The organism is Marinobacter sp. C7 (assembly GCF_022343555.1).
Taxonomy (GTDB): domain Bacteria; phylum Pseudomonadota; class Gammaproteobacteria; order Pseudomonadales; family Oleiphilaceae; genus Marinobacter.
In genome coordinates this window covers 208,323-227,247 of sequence record NZ_JAKQZH010000001.1, presented here as the reverse complement: position 1 = coordinate 227,247, position 18,925 = coordinate 208,323, and the positions used below count along the sequence as shown (strand labels likewise).

Sequence of the window (18,925 nt, the reverse complement as noted above, 5' to 3'; positions counted from 1 at the left end):
GAAAAAAGTTACTCATAAAAACGACAAGAGGATAGAAGAGCAATGAAGATCCGTTCTGTTCTTTCCGCGGCTGTGTTGGCTGTGGCAACTACCTTTGCCGCCACACAGGCGCACGCACAAGAAAAATTCACCTTGAGGCTGGCAGAAACCTGGGGGCCGAATTTCCCGATTTTCGGTGATACCACCAAGCGCTTTGCCGAGTTGGCCGAGGAAATGTCTGACGGCCGCCTGCGCATCCGGATCGATTCCTCCAACAAGCACAAGGCTCCGTTCGGCGTCTTTGACATGGTCAAGGCTGGCCAGTACGACCTCGGCCACTCCGCTTCCTACTACTGGAAAGGCAAGGTTCCCGAAACGCTGTTTTTCACCAGTATGCCTTTCGGCATGACCGCGATTGAACAGTATGCCTGGTTCTATCACGGGGAAGGCATGGAGCTGATGCAGGAAGTGTATGGGCCCCACAACCTGCTGTCCTTCCCGGGTGGCAATACCGGCGTCCAGATGGGCGGCTGGTTCCGGAAGGAAATCAACTCTCTCGAAGACCTGCAGGGTCTGAAGATGCGTATCCCGGGCTTTGCCGGGGAAGTCTTCGCCGAAGTGGGCGTCAGCCCCACCAACATTCCGCCGGGTGAGCTGTATACCGCTCTGGAGCGCAACACCATTGATGCGGTTGAATGGGTAGGTCCGGCTCTGGACCTGCGTCTGGGCTTCCAGCAAATCGCCGACTACTACTACACCGGTTGGCACGAGCCGGCGACCGAGCTGCAATTCCTGGTCAACAAGAAGACCTGGGAAGAACTGCCCAAGGATCTCCAGGCAATCCTGAAGACCGCGATGCGCGTTTCCGCCTACGACATGCTGGTACAGTCACAGCATGCCAACGCAGAAGCCTGGGCCAACATCAAGCAAGAGCATCCGAACGTCCAGATCAAGCAATTCCCGAAGGACGTTTTCCAGGCCATGGTCGCAGCTAACGAGAAGCTGCTGAAAGAAGCGGCCGCGGAAAATGAGCTTGCGGCTCGTATTGTCGAGTCCCAGGAAGAGTACCTCGAGAAGACCCGGGCCTACACCGACATTTCCACACGGGCCTATCTCAACACCATGGCCGAAGTCGAGTAAGATATCGGCCATTACGGAGCCGGGATCGCTCTCTGAGTGGTCCCGGTTTTCTCGTTTATAGCAACTGAAAACTCGCCAGCCCGCTTGGCGGAGGAACATCACTGATGCGGTGGATTATCAAACTGGATGAGGGCCTGGCCTGGCTCTCCAAGTTCTGCGGATGGATCGCCTGCGTGGCCATGATCCTGATGGCAGCAAACGTTTTCTACGACGTAGTGGCACGCTACGCCTTCAACTCTGTGTCTATCGGTATGCAGGAAATGGAATGGCACCTCTACTCGGTGGTTTTCCTGCTGGGCATTCCCTACGCGCTGCGCACGGATGGCCACGTCCGCGTGGATGTGTTCTACACCAACTGGAGCAACAAGGCCAAGGCCTGGGTCAACCTGGTCGGCGCCACCATTTTCGTTATTCCCTTCGCCTACCTCATCGGCACCTACGGCTACGACTTTGCCCTTGATTCCTACACCATGGGCGAGGGCAGCGGCGATCCCGGCGGCCTTCCCCACCGCTGGATCATCAAGTCGGTGATCCCGGTCACCGCTTTCTTCATAGCGACGGCCGGCCTCAACATGGTCACCTTTGCCATACGGGTACTCTCCGGCGAGAAGCAGTATGAAGTGGAGCACAGCGGGGAGGGTCTCGCATGATCGGTATGATTATGTTCGGTGTCGCCCTCCTCATGCTGATGTTGGGCTTCCCGGTGGCGTTCACTTTCGGCGGCGTCGCCCTGTTCTTCGGCATCTACGCCGAGGGTATGGACCTGTTCGCCTTCATGCCGTTCCGCATCATGAGCGTGATGCAGAACACGGTATTGATGGCGGTGCCCCTGTTCATCTTCATGGGCGTGGTATTGCAGCGCACCCGCCTGGCGGAGCAATTGCTCACCTCCATGGGACGCCTGTTCGGTGGCCTGCCCGGGGGGCTTGCCATATCGACCATCCTGGTGGGCGCCCTGCTGGCGGCCTCTACCGGTGTGGTTGGCGCCAGTGTCGTCGCGATGGGCCTGATCTCCCTGCCGGTGATGCTGGCCCACAAGTACGACAAGCGCCTGAGCACCGGCACCATCTGTGCTTCCGGCACCCTGGGCCAGATTGTCCCGCCCTCCATCATCCTGATCATTCTCGGTGATGTCCTGGGCCTGCCGGTGGGTGACCTGTTCAAGGCCGCTGTCTGGCCCGGCGTGGTCCTGATCGGCCTCTACATCATCTATATCCTGATCCTGACCCGCCTGAAGCCGGAAACGGCGCCGGCGATGCCGGAGGATCCAACCCGCTCCCGCAAGCAGGAAATCGTCTCTGCGCTGATCGCCATCATTCCGCCTCTGGCCCTCATCGTGGTGGTTCTCGGTTCCATCTTCACCGGCATCGCCACCCCGACCGAGTCTTCGGCACTCGGTGGCGTCGGCGCAGTCGTACTGGCCATCATCTATCGCCAGTTCTCGTTCAAGATGGTTTGGGACAGTGCCGCAGATACCGTCAAGGTGACCGCGATGGTCTTTGCCATCCTGATCGGTGCAACAGCCTTTTCGATGGTATTCAGTTACACCGGCGGTGATTACCTGCTTGAAGACTGGCTGCACATGCTGCCGGGCGAGCAGTGGGGCTTCATCATTCTGGCCATGGCGGTCATTCTGGTACTTGGCTTCTTCATCGACTTCGTGGAGATTTCCTTCATCATCGTGCCGATACTGGCACCGGTGGCGGAAGCCATGGGTATCAACATGCTCTGGTTCGCCATCCTGATCGCCATGAACCTGCAGACCAGCTTCCTGACCCCGCCGTTCGGGTTCTCGCTGTTCTACCTCAAGGGGGTGGCACCTCCGGAAGTAAAGACCACGGATATCTACAAGGGCATCATTCCGTTCATTGCCATTCAGATATTCGTGCTCGCCTTGATCGTCATCTTCCCGGAATGGTTCGGGATGAGTTCGACCTACTGAACTGGCGATTCGTTGACAAACCGGGCCCTCGGCCCGGTTTTTTTGTGCCTGATCGGAGCGCAACCTGACATTTTGTGATCATTTTCTATACTGAACGGAAGTCACTCATTTCAGACAGGTAACCGAGGGAAGGGGAACCCCATGACTGAGAGTACTGCCCGGAAAAACGAACGAACGGAAAAAGAGCAAAAAGCACACGTTCTGACCCTGCCACTGGCAGACACCCGGATTGACCGCGAGCCACACAACTACGAACGGTGGCTGGTCACCAAACTGATGCGGATGGCAGGTTCACCCCCGGTGCAATTCCGGCTCTGGAACGGTGACGTAATCGAGCCCGAACAACAGAAAGCCAGCTTCGTCCTTCACCTGAAAGATCCCAAGGCCCTGTATTCACTGGTCGCCAACCCAAACCTCGCCTTTGGCGACCTGTACGCCGCCGGTCGGCTCGATGTGGAAGGCGACCTGCCCGATCTGATGGAAACCCTCTACCGGGCGGTCCATGCGGCGCGCGAGAAGTGGCCCCGATGGCTTGATGCGCTATGGAAAAACCACAACCCCCGATCCACCGGCATTGCCGAAGCCAAGGAGAACATCCATCACCATTACGATCTTGGCAACGAGTTCTACCAGCTCTGGCTGGATCAGGCCCAGATGCAATACACCTGCGCCTACTATGAGGAGCCGGACCTGAGCCTGGAGCAGGCCCAGCTCGCCAAGCTGGAACATGTCTGCCGCAAGCTCCGGCTCAAACCCGGCATGACCGTGGTGGAAGCCGGCTGCGGTTGGGGCGGTCTTGCCCGGTACATGGCCCGTAACTATGGGGTGAAGGTGCACTCCTACAACATTTCCAGGGAACAGCTGGCGTACGCCCGGCAGGAGTCCGAACGGCAGGGGCTGGATGGGCTGATCACCTATGTGGAGGATGACTACCGCAACATCAAGGGGCAGTACGATGCTTTCGTGTCCATCGGCATGCTTGAACATGTGGGCAAGGAGAATTATCCGGCGCTGTCCGAGCTGATCAAGCGCAGCCTCAAGCCGGATGGCATTGCCCTGCTCCACAGCATCGGCCGCAACCGGCCCATGCTGATGAACGCCTGGATCGAAAAGCGGATCTTCCCGGGCGCCTATCCGCCCAGCATCGGCGAGTTCATGGAGATCTGCGAACACAGCGATTTCTCGGTCCTGGACGTCGAAAACCTCCGCTTACACTACGCCCAGACCCTGAGCCACTGGCTTGAGCGCTTCGACGCCAGTGAGAACAAGGTCTCCAACATGTACGACGAGCACTTCACCCGCGCCTGGCGGCTTTACCTGGCCGGCTCCATTGCGGCCTTCCGGGCCGGATCGCTGCAACTGTTCCAGGTGGTGTTTACCCATGGCGGCAATAATCAGCTACCCAGGAACCGCCGTCACCTCTACACCTTCCCGGCTGCGCCTGAGGAGGCCTGATGGACTACTATGACCTGATCATCGTCGGCGCCGGCCCTGCCGGCTCGACCCTGGCCAAGGCCCTGGAAAACACGGAAAAAAGAATCCTGATCCTCGACAAGCAGGACTTTCCCCGGGACAAGACCTGTGCGGGCTGGGTCACACCCGCAGTCATGAAAGAACTGGACATCGACCTGGACGCCTACGGTAACGGCAGGACTCTTCAGCCCATCCGCCGGTTCCGTATCGGGATGATGGGCCAACCACCGGTAGAGAACGATCACGGCGAGGTCGTCAGCTACGGTATCCGGCGATGCGAGTTCGATGCCTACCTGCTGGACCGGGTCACAACGGCGACCAGACAGCTGGCCACCCCGGTAAAATCCATAGAACGCCGGGGCGGCAACTGGGTTGTCAACGAGACCTGGGAGGCACCGCTGATCGTCGGTGCCGGAGGCCATTTCTGCCCGGTCGCCCGCCTGTTGGGTGAAGGTCCCGGCAGCCACGAAACGGTGGTGGCCGCCAAGGAAGTGGAGTTTGAAATGACCGACGCTCAGGCCAGCCTCTGCCAGGCCCGGGGTGACACACCCGAGCTCTGGTTTTGCAGGGACCTCAAGGGGTATGCCTGGGTATTCCGAAAAGGCAACTACCTCAACATCGGCCTCGGCCGGGAAGACAACCATAAGCTCACCGAGCACCTTCAGGCGTTTGTCGAGGAGATGAAAGCCGCGGGCCGGATTCCCACCGACCTGCCCGGGCGCTTCAAGGGCCATGCCTATCTGCTTTACGCCCACGCCGAGCGTCCATTGGTCGATGACGGCGTGATCCTGATTGGCGATTCCGCCGGGCTGGCCTACACCCAGAGCGGCGAGGGTATTCGACCGGCTGTGGAATCCGCCCTGCTTGCCGCCGAGGTGATACGCAAGGCCACCGACTACTCAGCCTCGTCCCTTCAGGTGTATGGCGATGCCATCGCCGAACGCTTTGGTAACCGGGCGGCGGAGTCAGAACAGGGCTGGCAGGTACCGGCCTGGCTCAAGACCCCCTTGGCCAGCACCCTGATGCGTTCCCACTGGTTTACCCGCAAGGTGGTGACCGAGAAGTGGTTCCTGCACCGGGAGGTTCCGCCGCTGGAAGTTGCAGTATGAGGCAAAAAAATGGCGGCCCGGAGGCCGCCATTTTCAGTGCATTTTACGCTTACTTCCCGAGATAACTCCGGTACATCCACACCGTCTTTTCCTGCTGGGAGATGTAGTCGCTCATCAGCGCAACGGTGCCTTCATCCTCGGCGTCGCCCGCCAGACTCAGCAGGTTGCGCTGCTTGCCGATGAGCTTGCCGAAGCTTTCCACAATGTTCTCGACTGCCTCACGCCCGTCGGAAACATCCTTCCGCTCCGGGATTTCCGAGCGTTCCATGTAGGTACTGTACGCATGCGCCGGACGGTGGCCCAGGGTGAGCACCCGCTCGGCGATCTCGTCAATCTTCAGGAGCAGGTCGTCGTACAGTTCTTCGAACTTGGCATGCAGCTCGAAGAAGTTCTCGCCTTTGATGTTCCAGTGGTAGCCGCGAACATTCATGTAAAAGATCTGGTAATTGGACAACAGATCGTTGAGGGCGTCCGACAGTTCGACGGTTTTTCCGTTATCAAGACCAATGAAGTTCTTACTCATTACGTGCCTCCTTGACGCTGATTCAAGTGTGATGTCGCCCACTTTAAGTGGGACGACAGAATTCGTGAAGTTGTATCAGGCAATCTCTTCCATAGCTAAGACTTATGCACCTTCTAGAAAGCCCATAGCCAGGCACTATTGATTTGCTTCGGACGTTCTATTTAACAATCAGCCTCAATCGCTCTTTAATGGATTTCACAACCACGTTGGCGGACCTGATCATGAGTGCCTTGAAATTGTTCATACACGACCATGGCTCAAAGGGCGACCAGTCCTTGCTAAAGACAATCACCTTTGCCATCACCCACTTTACTGTTGCCTTCACGGTAGCTTACCTGCTGACCGGAGACATCATTGTGGGCTGCCTGATTGCCATGGTCGAACCGGCAATCAACACCGTGGCCTACTTCTTCCATGAGAAGATGTGGGCTCGTCACCTTGGCAATGCAAGGGGGGCGCGCAACAGCCTGCCCGACAACCACCCGAGCACCTGCTGACCGGGATCAAGGGCCGGTCACACTCCCGGCCCGCACTCCAGACACTCATCGGCCAGCTCCGGGCCAATCTGGAGGTTCCGGTTCAAGTCCTTGAGCGCGGAACGCAGGCCCTCCTCGATCACCGGATGGTAATAGGGCATCGACAGCATCTCGCTGACGGTCATCCGTTTCTGGGCACACCAGGCCAGCAGGTGGGCAATGTGTTCCGCCGCCGGCCCGAACATTTCCGCCCCCATGAACAGGCCACTGCCATGTTCGCCATACACCCGGAGAACCCCCCGGTTCTTGCCAATGACCCGGCTGCGCCCCTGGTCTGCAAAGGAAACCTCGCCCACCGCGAAACAGCCATGGCACTGTTTTTCGACCTGATCAATGGTCAGCCCCACGGCGGCAATCTGGGGGTCGGTAAACACCACTCCCAGGGGAACATGGCGCAGACCGGTACGCACATCCGGCCAGGCTGCAGCGTTGTCTCCCGCGATACGTCCCTCATCCGCAGCCTCGTGCAGCAGGGGACGGTCATTGTTGGCGTCCCCGGCGATGAAGATATGACTGTCGCCACAGCGCAGGGTGTACTCATCGAACACCGGTGAACCCCGGTCATCCAGTTCGATATCGGCATTCTGGATATCCAGGTTGTCCACGTTCGGGCGACGGCCGGTGGCTGCCAGCAGATAATCGAAGGTTTCGGTCACCGGTTCGCCCGAGCCGTTTTTGAAGGTCACGGCCACCCCTTCATCGGTCCGTTCGACATGGGTAACATCGGCATCCGGATCCAGCGGAAACTCCTGGTTGAAGATCTCGAGGGCACAGGCGCGGATGGCATCGTCCTGGATCGAGCCGATCGCACCGCCCACGCCAAACATCCGAACCCGCACACCGAGACGGCTCAGGGCCTGCCCCAGTTCGAGGCCGATCACCCCCGGCCCGAAGACTGCTACCGAATCTGGCAGGTCATCCCAGTCGAAAAGGTCATCGTTGACGATGAGGCGATCCTTCGCTTCCTTCAGAAAGCCCGGAATGTTTGGCCGGGACCCGGTGGCGATGATGATGCGTTCGGCCTGAACCTCCACGTCATCTCCCACAATCAGGCGATTGGGGCCGGCAAACCGGGCATGGCCCATCAACCTGTGGGGGTCGGGGAAACCCTGGACGGAATCCACCACCGACGAGACAAAACGATCACGCTCCTGGCGCACCCGCTCCATGACCCGGCGACCGTCAATTGCGACCTCTCCCAGCGAGATACCGAATTCCTCCGCCTCCACCATGGCATGGGCATGTTCTGCAGCTGCAATCAGCAACTTGCTGGGCATGCAGCCAACGCGGGCGCAGGTCGTGCCATACTGCTCCCCCTCGATCAGGACGACGCTGTCTGTTGCCTTGCGCACTCGTTGATAGGCCACCATGCCTGCGGTCCCTGCCCCGATGACTGCCACATCCACTTCGCGTTTTTTCACAACATGCCTCCTCAGCCGGCGCAGATCAGGCCGGGTCCTGTGAGTTCTCGGGTGGTCTGTCTGTGTTTTCAGTATAGAAGCCGACGGGATGCTGGCGTAAAGCAAGATGGGCATCCCGCAGGACACCTGCCTTAAAATGACCTACCCTTGGCGTTTCCTACCAACAGGTTCGACGGGAGATACCGGATGGTTCAGTACTGGCCAGAGTTTCTGACCATTGTTGTGGCTCATCTGCTGGCCGTGGTCAGCCCCGGGCCGGATTTTGCGGTGATGCTCAGGCAGGCCCTGTGCCAGAGCCGAAGAAATGCCCTGCTGAGTGCCGCCGGCGTGGGCGTCGGTATTCTGGTGCATGTAACCTATTCCCTGCTGGGTATCGGCCTGCTGATCAAGCAGTCAGTCATGCTGTTCAGCGTGCTGAAAGTGATCGGAGCCCTGTATCTGGCATGGATTGCCCTGCAGTGCCTCAGATCCAGGGCCGGTAGCATTCATGTGGAGACCGGATCTGCGCCTGCACAATCTGCCCTGGCCGCCTTTCGACTCGGTTTTCTCACCAATGCCCTGAATCCAAAGGCAACGCTGTTCTTCGTGGCCCTGTTTTCGGTCGTGATCAGCCCCGGCACGCCACTTGTGGTACAGGCGGGATACGGCATCTATATGGCGGCGGCCACCGGTGTCTGGTTTGCCCTGGTGGCAGTATTTTTCACCCTGCCCCGGGTCCGCCGGGCCTTCAGCCGTTTCGGCCACTGGCTGGACCGCGTCATGGGCGGGGTGCTGCTGGCCCTCGCGGCGCAACTGCTGCTGTCTACAGTGACCGGATCAGAGCCTCCGTCTGCTCCCAGCCCAGGCACGGATCAGTAATGGAACAACCGTAGACCAGCTCGTCGCCCTCGTCCTGGCGGCCCGGTTCGAGGAAGCTTTCCAGCATCAATCCACAGATATGGCTGTTACCGGCCCGTTTCTGAGCCATCACTTCCCGGGCAATGTCGACCTGTCGGTCGGCCTGTTTGCAGGCATTGTCGTGACTACAGTCCACCATAACGGCAGTGGCCAGACCCGCCCTGGCCAGCCCCTCCACGGCCGCGGCGATACTGTCGGCGTCGTAATTGGTCACGCCCCGGCCACCCCGGAGTACCAGGTGGGTATCCGGGTTACCCCGGGTCGAAATCATCACCGGCGCCCCGGTGACGGACACCCCCAGATGATGGTGTGGATGGGCGGCGGACTTCATGGCATTGGTGGCCACCGCAATCCCGCCGTCCGTGCCGTTCTTGAAGCCGACCGGCATGGGCAGGCCACTCACCATTTCCCGGTGGATCTGGGATTCCGTGGTGCGGGCCCCGATAGCACTCCAGCTGACCAGGTCTCCCAGATAATCCATGGCGAAAGGACTCAGGGCCTCGGTCGCCAGGGGCAAACCGAGCCCGGCCAGATCAAGCAGAAGCCGGCGGGAACGTACCAGTCCCTTGTGCAGATCTCCCTGCCCGTTGCGCTCCGGATCGTACAGCAGGCCTTTCCAGCCCACGGTCGTCCTCGGCTTCTCGAGGTAGGCTCGCATCACGATCAGGAACCGGTCACTGACTTCGTCGGCAAGTGCCTTGAGCCGGCGGCCATAATCCAGTGCTGCCTGCTCATCATGGATGGAGCACGGCCCCATCACGATCAGGGTACGGTCATCCTTGCCCTGCAGGATATCCCGGATTGCCTGACGATACCCCTGCACCTGCGCCAACAGATCCGGCCCCGCCGGAAACTCCTTGCGCAGCTGGCCCGGTGATGGCAGAGCGGTTTCCTGACGATGGCTGTCTCCTGCGGCAACGGCACAGTTCAGCGTATCGGCGTTCAGTGGCATGTTCATATCGGTGTTCCCGTTTCCCTTGGTCAGAATCAAAAAAGCCCCGGCTGGGCTACCAGTCGGGGCTTTTCGAGTCCGGTGGCAGCCTGGGTCACTGCCGGGCTGCCTTCCTCGTAATTCGTCGGATCAAAATCCTATGGGCGGCCCGGGTTCTGGCTAAAATAAAAGCCATAACCAAACCACCAAAAGAACACAGCAGCGACCGCAGCCATCGGTTTCTTCCCGAAAGCTTGCAGAACATTCAATTGACAGGTCGCGTTTGTGGTCTTCATGCTTTTCAATATATACCTCCGGTTTCCGCCTTGGCAACCCGGAGGCCGAAGTTTTTCCGTTTGTCGTCCATTTGCGGAGTGCCAATGCGCCCATTCCACGTTGCCCCCTGCCGCTTGCTGGCCCTGGTGGTCATGATCCTGCCCTTCTGGCTGACCACCCTGGCCGCCCACGCCCAGACCGAGACCCGCAGTTACCAGCTGCATGCCCGCCCGGCAGAAGATGTGGCCACCCAGATACGGGATCTGTATGCCGGCGCTCCGGTCACGGTGACTGCCCGCGGGCAACAACTGATGGTGCGGGGCGAGCCCCGCCTGCTCGATGAAATCGGCACCCTGGTGGAATCACTGGACGTGGCCCCCGCCCAACTTCGGATCACGGTGAGGACCCGGGAGGAGATCAGTGGGGATCGCTCAGGTGGCGGCGTTTCGGCGCGGGACGGAAACGTCGGCGTCACCGTGGAGCGCAAGACCATCAGCACCGGCAACAACCAGCAACGGACCCTGATGGTCCAGGATGGCCAGACCGCTCACATCAGTTCCGGTCAGGTACGCACCCTGCCCTTTGCCATTCGTGGCGGCAGGAACCCGGCGGCGATTCTGCAGCAGGTGGAGACCCGCAGTGGCTTCCTGGTCAGCCCACAGGTCATTTCCAGCCAGGCCGTGGAACTGAACATCGTCTCTTTCGAGGAGGACCCGGCTCAGATCCAGGGCTATGAGACCGAAGCGCTGCTGACGATCCGACGGGTGGAGCCCGGGCAGTGGGTTTCCCTTGGCAGCATTGCCAGGAGCAGCAGGCATAGTGGCAGCGGCATCGCCTACCAGATGGAGAGCAACCGCTCGGGCATTCGCAGCGTGGAGGTCAAAGTGGAGATCATTCCCTGACTCAGGCCCGGGCGTTCTTCAGCAGCACCTGCTTGGCTTCGTTGATCTTGGCGGCGAGGTAATCGTTACCGCCGCGGTCCGGGTGCAGTTTCTGGATCAACCGGCGGTGGGCGGCGATAACATCCTCTTTCGGACAGCCAGGCTCCACTCCAAGAACCTCACACGCCTCTCGCTCCGACATCTCACTGCCTGAGGGCGGAGTCCGGGCCGACTGCTGCCCGGAATACTCCCGGGGGTCGGGAATCTCCCTGCCCATCATCCGCGCCAGCGCCGGGGCATACTTCAGCAGGGACGGCACCTTGCGCAGCAAAGGGATGACTGCCGCAATGGCCGCGGTAATGACGTGGACCCTCCCGGTCAGTACCATGAACAGCAAAAGGGCGCCACCGACCACCAGGACGGTTTTCCAGGCGGCGTCTTTCTTTTTTTCCGGAGTCAGCGCGCCCCAGCGTTTCAGAATGATGAAAACGGCCGCGGCCAGCGCCAGACCGAGAATCCACTGCATCGGCTAATCCCCTTTTGGCATGCGGTCGTAATTGTGTCACCTGCGATATGGAAAATACCAGTGTCGGACAAACGGGGGACCGGTTCCCGTTCCGGCCCCACAGCTTTTCTCTCTTTCTCTGAAATCAGCCTTAAAGGCTGTCAAAACGGTGACAAGCCCTTCCGTTTTTTTATAGGATGCTATGTTTTACGGAAAAAACCACTGCCTCCAATATCACCTGTGTTGATCAGAGGCATCAACACTCAATGGACACAGATTCCAGGGTCTGAACTATGCGCACTGCTTCCCGCTTCATCATTGTCATTATTTTTCTTGGCGTCGTCCTCGGTGGCATCTTCGGCTACAAGTTCTACCAGTTCGGGCAAATGCAGGAGCAGATGTCCCAGCCGCAACCACCGGCCAGGATATCCGCCACCGAGGCCCGCGTCGAACAATGGACACCGCAGATCAAGGCCGTCGGCAGCATCGAGGCTGTTAACGGTATCGAGATCGCCAACGAGGTGCCCGGGGTCATTGAAAGCATCGAGTTCGAATCCGGCGATACCGTCCAACAGGGCGATATCCTGATCCGCCTGAACGCGGAAATCGACGAGGCGGCACTGCGAACGCGTCGGGCGGAAGCCCAGCTGGCGGAACAGGAATTCAAGCGGGTCTCCGATCTCCTGCCCAAGCGCGCAGTGTCACAGTCCCAGTACGACCAGGCCAAGGCCAACTACGATGCTGCCCGGGCAAGGGTGAACGAGGCAGAAGCACAGCTCAACAAGAAGATCATCCGGGCACCGTTCGACGGTACCGTCGGCATCCGGATGGTCGATCAGGGTGAGTACATTGCCACCGGCACCCCGATTGTCGAGATCAACATGCTCAACCCCATCTACGTTGACTACACCCTGTCCGAGAAGAACCTGGCGGACATTGCTCCGGGCTACCCGGTGGTTGCCAGCGTGGCAGCGGTCCCCGACGCCCGGTTCGAGGGCGAGATCAGCGCCATCAACACCTCCGTGAATCCGGAGACCCGGACCGTTCGGGTTCGTGGCACCCTGAAAAACGAGGATCAGCTGCTGCGCCCGGGCATGTTTGCCACGGTAATGACCCTGCAGCCAAGGGACGATGAAGTGGTGACAGTGCCCAGAACCGCGATTTCCTACAACACCTACGGTGATTTTGTCTTCGTGGTCGAAGAAAACGACGCGGGTGAGCTGGTGGTGAATCGGCGCACGGTAACCACTGGCCAGACCCGGGAAGGTCGGGTGGCCATCCTGTCCGGTCTGGACGCCGGGGAAACCGTGGTTTCCAAGGCCCTGCTGAGACTGCGGGCCGGCCAGCGAGTCGAGGTTCAGGACGGCTCCGGGCAAACGCAGGAGGCGTCTGAATAATGCGATTCACCGACATTTTCATCCACCGTCCGGTTCTGGCGACGGTGGTCAGTCTGCTGATCCTGCTGATCGGTGCCCGAGCTGCCATGGAGATGGAAATCCGGCAGTATCCGGAACTCGAGAGCACCACGGTAACCGTTACCACCGCTTACCCGGGCGCCAGTTCCGATCTGATCAAGGGTTTTATCACCACGCCTTTGCAGCAGGCTATTGCCGAGGCGAGTGGCATCGACTACCTGACCTCTACCAGCTCACAGGGCGTGTCCACCATCGAAGCCAAGATGGAGCTGAACTACGACGCCAACGCCGCCCTGGCCGAGATCCAGGCCAAGGTGGCCAGTCAGCGTAACGTCCTGCCCGCCGAGGCCCAGGATCCGGTCATCACCTCCACCACCGGTGACTCCACCGCACTGATGTACATCGCCTTCTACAGCACCGAACTGGCGGTACCCCAGATTACCGATTACCTGACCCGGGTGGTTCAGCCCAAGTTGCAAGCGCTTGCCGGCGTCGGAAAAGCTCAGCTGCTGGGCAGAAAGTTCGCACTTCGGGTCTGGCTGGACCCCGAACGCCTGGCTGCGGTCGACATGACGCCGCCGGAGGTGGTCGCCAAACTCCGGGCCAACAACTACCAGGCTGCGGTGGGCAACACCAAGGGCCAGTACGTTGAAATCGCCATGACCAGCGATACCGATGTGGCGGATCCGGACCAGTTCCGCAACTTGGTGGTGAAAACCCACGACGGTACCCAGATCCGACTCCAGGACATCGCCCGCGTGGAACTGGGTTCAGAGACCTACGACGAGCTGGCGCTGTACAAGGGGCAGCCGGCCACCTACGTCGCCATCGAACTGGCGCCCGGCGCCAACCCCCTGACCGTGGCGGGCCTGGTCAAGGGTGCGCTTCCGGATATCGAGAGCCAGCTGCCCTCCGGTCTGGAAGTCCGGCTTGCCTATGACGCATCGGACTTTATCGAGGACTCCATCAACGAGGTCATCAAGACCTTGCTGGAAGCACTGGTCATTGTTTTGGTGGTGGTATTCCTGTGCCTCGGCTCGATCCGTGCGTCGGTGGTGCCGTCGGTCGCCGTACCGCTGTCGCTGATTGGCGGTGCCTTCATCATGCTGATGTTCGGCTTTTCCCTGAACCTGCTGACGTTGCTGTCCATGGTGCTGGCCATCGGTCTGGTGGTGGACGACGCCATCATCATGGTGGAAAACGTGCACCGGCACATTGAACAGGGTGAGTCCCGATTCGATGCCGCCATCAACGGCGCCCGTGAAATGGCCGTGCCCATTATCGCCATGACCACCACCCTGGTGGCGGTCTACGCGCCGATCGGTTTCATGGGTGGACTGGTCGGCTCGCTGTTTACCGAGTTCGCCTTCACCCTCGCCGGCACCGTGGTGATCTCCGGCATTGTGGCACTGACACTGTCCCCCATGCTGTCGGGCAAGGTCCTGAAGCCGCACGGCAACCCCGGCCGATTCGAAGAGCTGGTGGAAAAGACCTTCAATGGCCTGTCGAATGTGTACAAGTCCACCCTGGCGTCACTCATGCAGACCAAGTCGGTGGTGGTTTTCTTTGCCGTGGTCGTTCTGGGTTCCATCTACTTCATGGTGATGATGAGCCAGAACGAACTGGCCCCGACGGAAGATCAAGGCATTCTTTTCTATCAGGGCCTCGGCCCCCAGACCGCCACCCTGGACTACCTGCAAGAGCATGGTGACGAGATTCAGAACCGGATGTCCGGGGTGCCCGGTTACAACGAGGATTTCATGATCATCGGTATCACTGGCCCGAACGCGGTTTTCGGTGGTTTCAAGATGAAACCCTGGAGCGAACGGGAGGTCAGCCAGTTTGAAGTCCAGCCGATGCTCGATGCCGAACTGAAAAACGTGACCGGGTTGCAGACAGCAGTCTTCCCCCGCCCCTCCCTGCCGGGCTCTGGCGGGGGCCTGCCGTTCCAGTTCGTGATCACGACCGGCAGCAGCTACGAGCAGCTGGACCAGGTGGCCGACGAGCTGCTGGGCAAGGCCATGGGCAGCGGCAACTTCATGTTCCTGCAGAAATCGATCAACTTTGACCGGCCGATCACCCGCATCAACGTTGATCGTGACCGGGTCGCCGATCTGGGCCTATCGATGCAGGACATTGGCCAGTCGCTGTCGAGCATGCTGGGGGGCGGCTACATCAACCGCTTCAGCATGGAGGGCCGCTCCTATCAGGTCATTCCCCAGGTCGACCAGCAATTCCGGCTCGACGAGCAGGCCCTCAACGACTACTACATCCGGACCGACACCGGCGAACTGGTCCCGCTGGCCAGTGTGGTGAGTTTCAGCCACGACGTCGAACCGTCCAACCGGACCCAGTTCAACCAGCTGAACTCCCTGACCCTTCAGGGCGTGGTGATGCCCGGCGTCGCGGCCGGCACCGCCATGGACTACATGGAAGCGACGGCAGAGGAGGTATTCCCACAGGGCTTCAGCTTCGACTACACCGGTCAGAGTCGTCAGCTGGCGACCCAGGGCAGCGCGCTGATGGTGACCTTTTTCCTGTCATTGCTGGTGATCTATCTGGTGCTCGCGGCACAGTTCGAGAGTTGGCGTGACCCGTTCATCATCCTGGTGTCGGTGCCGATGTCCGTGGCAGGTGCCATGGCGTTCATCGTCCTCGGCTTCGCGTCCATGAACATCTACACCCAGGTGGGCCTGATCACCCTGATCGGCGTGGTGTCCAAGAACGGCATCCTCATCGTGGAATTTGCCAATCAACTGCAGAAAGAACGCGGCCTCGACAAGGTGCAGGCGGTGATCGAAGCTGCAGCCATACGACTGAGGCCGATCATCATGACGTCTCTGGCCCTTATCTTCGCCATGGTGCCACTGCTGATTGCCATTGGCCCGGGTGCCGAGAGCCGCTTCGCCATCGGCCTGACCATCAGCGCCGGCCTTGGCATAGGCACGCTGTTCACGATCTTCGTGCTGCCGGCCTTCTATATCCTGCTGGCACGCGATCACCACGGTTCAGCAGCCGATGAATACGGTGACGAGGCCGAGCCCGACAAGCCGGTAACAAGTCACTGATAACCGCAACAGAAAAGAGCCCGGTCACCAAACGGTCACCGGGCTCTTTCGCGTCGGTGGTCCAGCCTCCGTCTCAACCGGCCCGTTTGCCGGTCGCCTTGTCCAGGAGCATCCGCCGCCACTGAACAGTCTCGCTCGGCAACTCGCCGAAATGCTCCCGGTACAGCGCCGCAAAGCGTCCCAGATGACTGAAGCCCTCGTCCGCCGCATAGTGGGAGATGTGAGGCACCTCACACTGGCAGTCCACCAGCCGGCGCCGAACACGGACCAGTCTGCAGTGCTGGTAGAACCGATAAGGCGTTACGCCGGTCTCCCGCTTCATCAGGTAATAGAGGTTTCGTTCGCTGGCCCCCGCATGGCTTGCCAGTTCCGACAGATCAAACTGCCAATCCTGCTGACTGCAAATCAGTTCGATGGCGCGTTTTACCCGGCGATCGAGCGTGGGCCGCACCTGCCCGGGGAGAACCTGTCCCGTCGACTCCAGGTTGAGCAGGCGTGAGATCAGTTGTCTGGCGCCCGTCTCAGCTTGTCGGCTGTCCAGGAAAAACCTCGCCTGCAACAGGAACTGATCAATCAGGCAGCCGACCCTACTGGCGGAGACGGATCGGGGGGGAGGTTCCGGACGCATTGGCGTGGGTTCCGAGGGAATAATCATGATCAGCCGGGCGCCCTCGGCCAGGTGAAAGGTCAGGGAACCCGGCGCCGTGCGACATGCTCCGCCACGCACCTCTCGCGACCCGCAACACTGTTCAACCCGCACATGCCCCGCGAGAGTACGCAGCCACACGGGCACCCGGGAGTCCCACCCCCGGATCGATAACGCCCGTTCAACCGCCAGACAAACCACGCTGCCAAGGTCAGAGGGTACGACATAGAGGGCGCCCGCGGCCGCATCACTCGCGTCTGTTGGAAGGCACTGGAGGGACGGCGATGCTGCCAACAATCGCAGCGCCGCCTGAAACTCGGTCACGGCGGCACGGTTCAGCCGGAGGAACCCATCCAGTTCAAAGGAGTCGCAGGACATAAAACCACAATATTCAAAGGGACTTTGTCCTTTTTATTGGAAAACGTCCCGAATCCCTAGCCATATTTTGCAATCACCGGCTCAGGAAGCCGCATAATCCAACCGGAATTGATGTCCATCAACCAGAACGTCAACAAGCTGGTCCCAGCCATGGGGCTTTCCGAGCAGATAGCCCTGCCCCCTGTGGCAGCGCAACTGGCGTAATTTCTCCAGTTGCTCCCGACTCTCGATCCCCTCGGCCACCACCTCCAGCCCCAGGGCCTCGGCAATTCCGAGAATGGCCGAGACAATCCGGGCGTCCCGGGCATCGGTTCCCAACTGGCGGGTAAACTGGCGATCAATCTTCAGTACCTGCACCGGCAAGGTGTGCAGGTAGGCCAGGGAGGAATAGCCGGTTCCAAAATCGTCGATGGCCACCCCGACGCCCTGCTCGCCAAATCTTCGCAGCCGCTGGAGACAACGGGAGGAGAGGCTCATCAGGTGGGTTTCCGTAATTTCCAGTTCCGGGCGCCAGCCCAGGGCTGCAAGACGGTCGAAGAAGGGGCCCAGTACCTGATCCAGGCGCGAATCGGTAATTTGCCGGGCAGATATGTTGATGGCCAGTCGCAACCCTTCAGGTAAGTGCCTCTCCGGCACTCCATCAAGATCCGACTGGACACAGCGAAGCAGGTGTTCGGTCAGATCGTGGATGTGCCCCCGGTGTTCCGCGATGGGGACGAAATCTGCCGGCGATATTTCGCCAAATTCCGGGTGCTGCCAGCGGAACAGCGCTTCCACTCCGACGATACAACCGGTGGCCAGGTCGAACTGGGGCTGGTAAACCACCCGGAACTGCTCCGGCGCGGTCTTGAGAGAGGCAATCAGGGCCTCTGACAACCGTTGTTCCCGCCGCCCCTGTTCACTCTCCACCGCGCTGTAAAGACGAAAACAGGCTCGGCCGGCAACCTTGGCGGTGTACATGGCCCGGTCCGCATTCTGAAGCAGGTCGGCACTGGCTCGCCCGTGGTCAGGGAACATGGCGCCGCCCACGGAGGCCGACAGGAAGTACTCCCGACCGTCCACCCGGACCGGATCCTGAAAGGCCTGATTCAGGCGCTCGCCAATATTTTCCAGCTCCAGGTCGCTTTCAACTTCGACGATGGCGGCAAACTCATCCCCGGACAGGCGGGCCAGGACATTATTGCGACCGAGGGCACTCTGGACACAGCGGGCGGCCTCCCGGAGAACCCGATCACCACAGTCATGGCCATGAAGATCGTTGATCGACTTGAAGAAATCCAGGTCGATAAACAACACCCCGAAACATCCGGCAGCCGCCTGCCGCCGGCTGACCCGTGCACGCAGGAACTCCTGGAACAGCGAACGGTTCGGCAGTTCGGTCAACGGATCGTAGTACGCCAGCGATGCCAGTCGCTCGTCCCCCGCGGCCGGATCCCCCACGTCCATGAAAACCCCGGCATAAAACTTCCGGGAGCCCTGAACAACGGGGTAAATCGACAACCATTGCGGATAGGTCTCACCGTTTTTGCGTCGATTCCAGATCAGCCCCTCCCAGCGCCCGCTGTTGTGGATACTCTCCCACATAGCCCGATAGAACTCGGGAGAATGCAGGCCGGAACTGAGAACGGAGGGCGGCTCGCCAATCACATCCTCCTGCCGGTAACCGGTGACCGACTGGAAGCTGCGATTGACGTAGGCAATGCGTGGCTCGGTGGTGGACAACATGATCGCGCGGGGATGGTGCTCCACCAGCGCCCTGAAGTCCTGCTGTTCTACTGCTTGCATAGCGGGCTCTCTTTTTTGTT

Annotated in this window: 16 protein-coding genes; 10 read left to right on the top strand and 6 right to left on the bottom strand. The window is 60.0% G+C overall.

Going from position 1 to position 18,925, the window contains the following annotated elements; genetic code table 11:
* Positions 1-42: 42 nt before the first annotated feature.
* From MD273_RS01000 to MD273_RS00980, 5 genes are all read left to right on the top strand, one after another.
* Positions 43-1,119, top strand: coding sequence for a TRAP transporter substrate-binding protein (locus tag MD273_RS01000; protein ID WP_239035915.1), 1,077 nt, complete (start codon positions 43-45; stop codon positions 1,117-1,119).
* 104 nt (positions 1,120-1,223) lie between these two features.
* On the top strand, positions 1,224-1,769 hold the full coding sequence (locus tag MD273_RS00995; RefSeq protein WP_239035914.1) for a TRAP transporter small permease subunit: 546 nt from the start codon (positions 1,224-1,226) through the stop codon (positions 1,767-1,769).
* Positions 1,766-3,061 carry a TRAP transporter large permease gene (locus MD273_RS00990; RefSeq protein WP_239035913.1) on the top strand — a complete coding sequence of 432 codons (1,296 nt, stop codon included), beginning with the start codon at positions 1,766-1,768 and terminating at the stop codon, positions 3,059-3,061. Before MD273_RS00995 ends, MD273_RS00990 begins: the two co-directional genes overlap by 4 nt.
* 141 nt (positions 3,062-3,202) lie before the next feature.
* On the top strand, positions 3,203-4,516 hold the full coding sequence (locus tag MD273_RS00985; protein WP_239035912.1) for an SAM-dependent methyltransferase: 1,314 nt from the start codon (positions 3,203-3,205) through the stop codon (positions 4,514-4,516).
* The gene (locus tag MD273_RS00980; RefSeq protein ID WP_239035911.1) at positions 4,516-5,643 is read left to right on the top strand and encodes an NAD(P)/FAD-dependent oxidoreductase; all 1,128 of its coding nucleotides are present in this window, start codon (positions 4,516-4,518) and stop codon (positions 5,641-5,643) included. The genes MD273_RS00985 and MD273_RS00980 overlap by 1 nt, the downstream gene beginning before the upstream one ends.
* Positions 5,644-5,692: 49 nt before the next feature.
* Here the strand turns inward: MD273_RS00980 and MD273_RS00975 are convergent, their stop codons facing one another.
* Positions 5,693-6,166, bottom strand: a complete 474-nt coding sequence (locus MD273_RS00975; protein WP_239035910.1) for a Dps family protein — start codon at positions 6,164-6,166, stop codon at positions 5,693-5,695.
* A gap of 221 nt (positions 6,167-6,387) precedes the next feature.
* On the opposite strand from MD273_RS00975, the gene MD273_RS00970 reads away from it, so the two are divergent.
* The gene (locus MD273_RS00970; RefSeq protein WP_239035909.1) at positions 6,388-6,663 is read left to right on the top strand and encodes a DUF2061 domain-containing protein; all 276 of its coding nucleotides are present in this window, start codon (positions 6,388-6,390) and stop codon (positions 6,661-6,663) included.
* A gap of 17 nt (positions 6,664-6,680) precedes the next feature.
* On the opposite strand, the gene MD273_RS00965 is transcribed toward MD273_RS00970, so the two are convergent.
* The gene (locus MD273_RS00965; protein ID WP_239035908.1) at positions 6,681-8,123 is read right to left on the bottom strand and encodes a dihydrolipoyl dehydrogenase; all 1,443 of its coding nucleotides are present in this window, start codon (positions 8,121-8,123) and stop codon (positions 6,681-6,683) included.
* A 186-nt stretch (positions 8,124-8,309) separates the two neighbouring features.
* On the opposite strand from MD273_RS00965, the gene MD273_RS00960 reads away from it, so the two are divergent.
* Positions 8,310-8,981 (top strand): LysE family translocator, encoded by a 672-nt coding sequence (locus MD273_RS00960; RefSeq protein WP_239035907.1) that lies wholly within the window; start codon positions 8,310-8,312, stop codon positions 8,979-8,981.
* On the opposite strand, the gene MD273_RS00955 is transcribed toward MD273_RS00960, so the two are convergent.
* Positions 8,926-9,978 carry a 3-deoxy-7-phosphoheptulonate synthase gene (locus tag MD273_RS00955; RefSeq protein ID WP_239035906.1) on the bottom strand — a complete coding sequence of 351 codons (1,053 nt, stop codon included), beginning with the start codon at positions 9,976-9,978 and terminating at the stop codon, positions 8,926-8,928. The genes MD273_RS00960 and MD273_RS00955 overlap by 56 nt on opposite strands.
* 353 nt (positions 9,979-10,331) lie before the next feature.
* On the opposite strand from MD273_RS00955, the gene MD273_RS00950 reads away from it, so the two are divergent.
* A complete protein-coding gene (locus MD273_RS00950) occupies positions 10,332-11,129 on the top strand; it encodes a secretin N-terminal domain-containing protein (RefSeq protein ID WP_239035905.1) in 798 nt (265 codons plus the stop codon).
* A gap of 1 nt (position 11,130) precedes the next feature.
* On the opposite strand, the gene MD273_RS00945 is transcribed toward MD273_RS00950, so the two are convergent.
* Positions 11,131-11,634 (bottom strand): DnaJ domain-containing protein, encoded by a 504-nt coding sequence (locus tag MD273_RS00945; protein ID WP_239035904.1) that lies wholly within the window; start codon positions 11,632-11,634, stop codon positions 11,131-11,133.
* A gap of 272 nt (positions 11,635-11,906) precedes the next feature.
* Here MD273_RS00945 and MD273_RS00940 point away from each other — a divergent pair, with 272 nt between their 5' ends.
* Both MD273_RS00940 and MD273_RS00935 read left to right on the top strand, forming a co-directional pair.
* The gene (locus MD273_RS00940; protein WP_239035903.1) at positions 11,907-13,010 is read left to right on the top strand and encodes an efflux RND transporter periplasmic adaptor subunit; all 1,104 of its coding nucleotides are present in this window, start codon (positions 11,907-11,909) and stop codon (positions 13,008-13,010) included.
* Positions 13,010-16,096, top strand: a complete 3,087-nt coding sequence (locus tag MD273_RS00935; RefSeq protein ID WP_239035902.1) for an efflux RND transporter permease subunit — start codon at positions 13,010-13,012, stop codon at positions 16,094-16,096. Before MD273_RS00940 ends, MD273_RS00935 begins: the two co-directional genes overlap by 1 nt.
* 73 nt (positions 16,097-16,169) lie before the next feature.
* Here the strand turns inward: MD273_RS00935 and MD273_RS00930 are convergent, their stop codons facing one another.
* Both MD273_RS00930 and MD273_RS00925 read right to left on the bottom strand, forming a co-directional pair.
* On the bottom strand, positions 16,170-17,120 hold the full coding sequence (locus MD273_RS00930) for an AraC family transcriptional regulator (RefSeq protein WP_239035901.1): 951 nt from the start codon (positions 17,118-17,120) through the stop codon (positions 16,170-16,172).
* Between the two features lie 81 nt (positions 17,121-17,201).
* Positions 17,202-18,905, bottom strand: a complete 1,704-nt coding sequence (locus tag MD273_RS00925; RefSeq protein WP_239035900.1) for a putative bifunctional diguanylate cyclase/phosphodiesterase — start codon at positions 18,903-18,905, stop codon at positions 17,202-17,204.
* Between the last annotated feature and the right edge of the window lie 20 nt (positions 18,906-18,925).

Bases quoted from the DNA above. Each gene is read 5' to 3' on its own strand.
- MD273_RS00990 (WP_239035913.1), top strand. From the start codon at position 1,766: ATGATCGGTATGATTATGTTCGGTGTCGCCCTCCTCATGCTGATGTTG.
- MD273_RS00995 (WP_239035914.1), top strand. From the start codon at position 1,224: ATGCGGTGGATTATCAAACTGGATGAGGGCCTGGCCTGGCTCTCCAAG.
- MD273_RS00930 (WP_239035901.1), bottom strand. From the start codon at position 17,120: ATGTCCTGCGACTCCTTTGAACTGGATGGGTTCCTCCGGCTGAACCGT.
- MD273_RS00945 (WP_239035904.1), bottom strand. From the start codon at position 11,634: ATGCAGTGGATTCTCGGTCTGGCGCTGGCCGCGGCCGTTTTCATCATT.
- MD273_RS00985 (WP_239035912.1), top strand. From the start codon at position 3,203: ATGACTGAGAGTACTGCCCGGAAAAACGAACGAACGGAAAAAGAGCAA.
- MD273_RS00955 (WP_239035906.1), bottom strand. From the start codon at position 9,978: ATGAACATGCCACTGAACGCCGATACGCTGAACTGTGCCGTTGCCGCA.
- MD273_RS00975 (WP_239035910.1), bottom strand. From the start codon at position 6,166: ATGAGTAAGAACTTCATTGGTCTTGATAACGGAAAAACCGTCGAACTG.
- MD273_RS00940 (WP_239035903.1), top strand. From the start codon at position 11,907: ATGCGCACTGCTTCCCGCTTCATCATTGTCATTATTTTTCTTGGCGTC.
- MD273_RS00950 (WP_239035905.1), top strand. From the start codon at position 10,332: ATGCGCCCATTCCACGTTGCCCCCTGCCGCTTGCTGGCCCTGGTGGTC.
- MD273_RS01000 (WP_239035915.1), top strand. From the start codon at position 43: ATGAAGATCCGTTCTGTTCTTTCCGCGGCTGTGTTGGCTGTGGCAACT.
- MD273_RS00935 (WP_239035902.1), top strand. From the start codon at position 13,010: ATGCGATTCACCGACATTTTCATCCACCGTCCGGTTCTGGCGACGGTG.
- MD273_RS00960 (WP_239035907.1), top strand. From the start codon at position 8,310: ATGGTTCAGTACTGGCCAGAGTTTCTGACCATTGTTGTGGCTCATCTG.
- MD273_RS00925 (WP_239035900.1), bottom strand. From the start codon at position 18,905: ATGCAAGCAGTAGAACAGCAGGACTTCAGGGCGCTGGTGGAGCACCAT.
- MD273_RS00980 (WP_239035911.1), top strand. From the start codon at position 4,516: ATGGACTACTATGACCTGATCATCGTCGGCGCCGGCCCTGCCGGCTCG.
- MD273_RS00970 (WP_239035909.1), top strand. From the start codon at position 6,388: ATGAGTGCCTTGAAATTGTTCATACACGACCATGGCTCAAAGGGCGAC.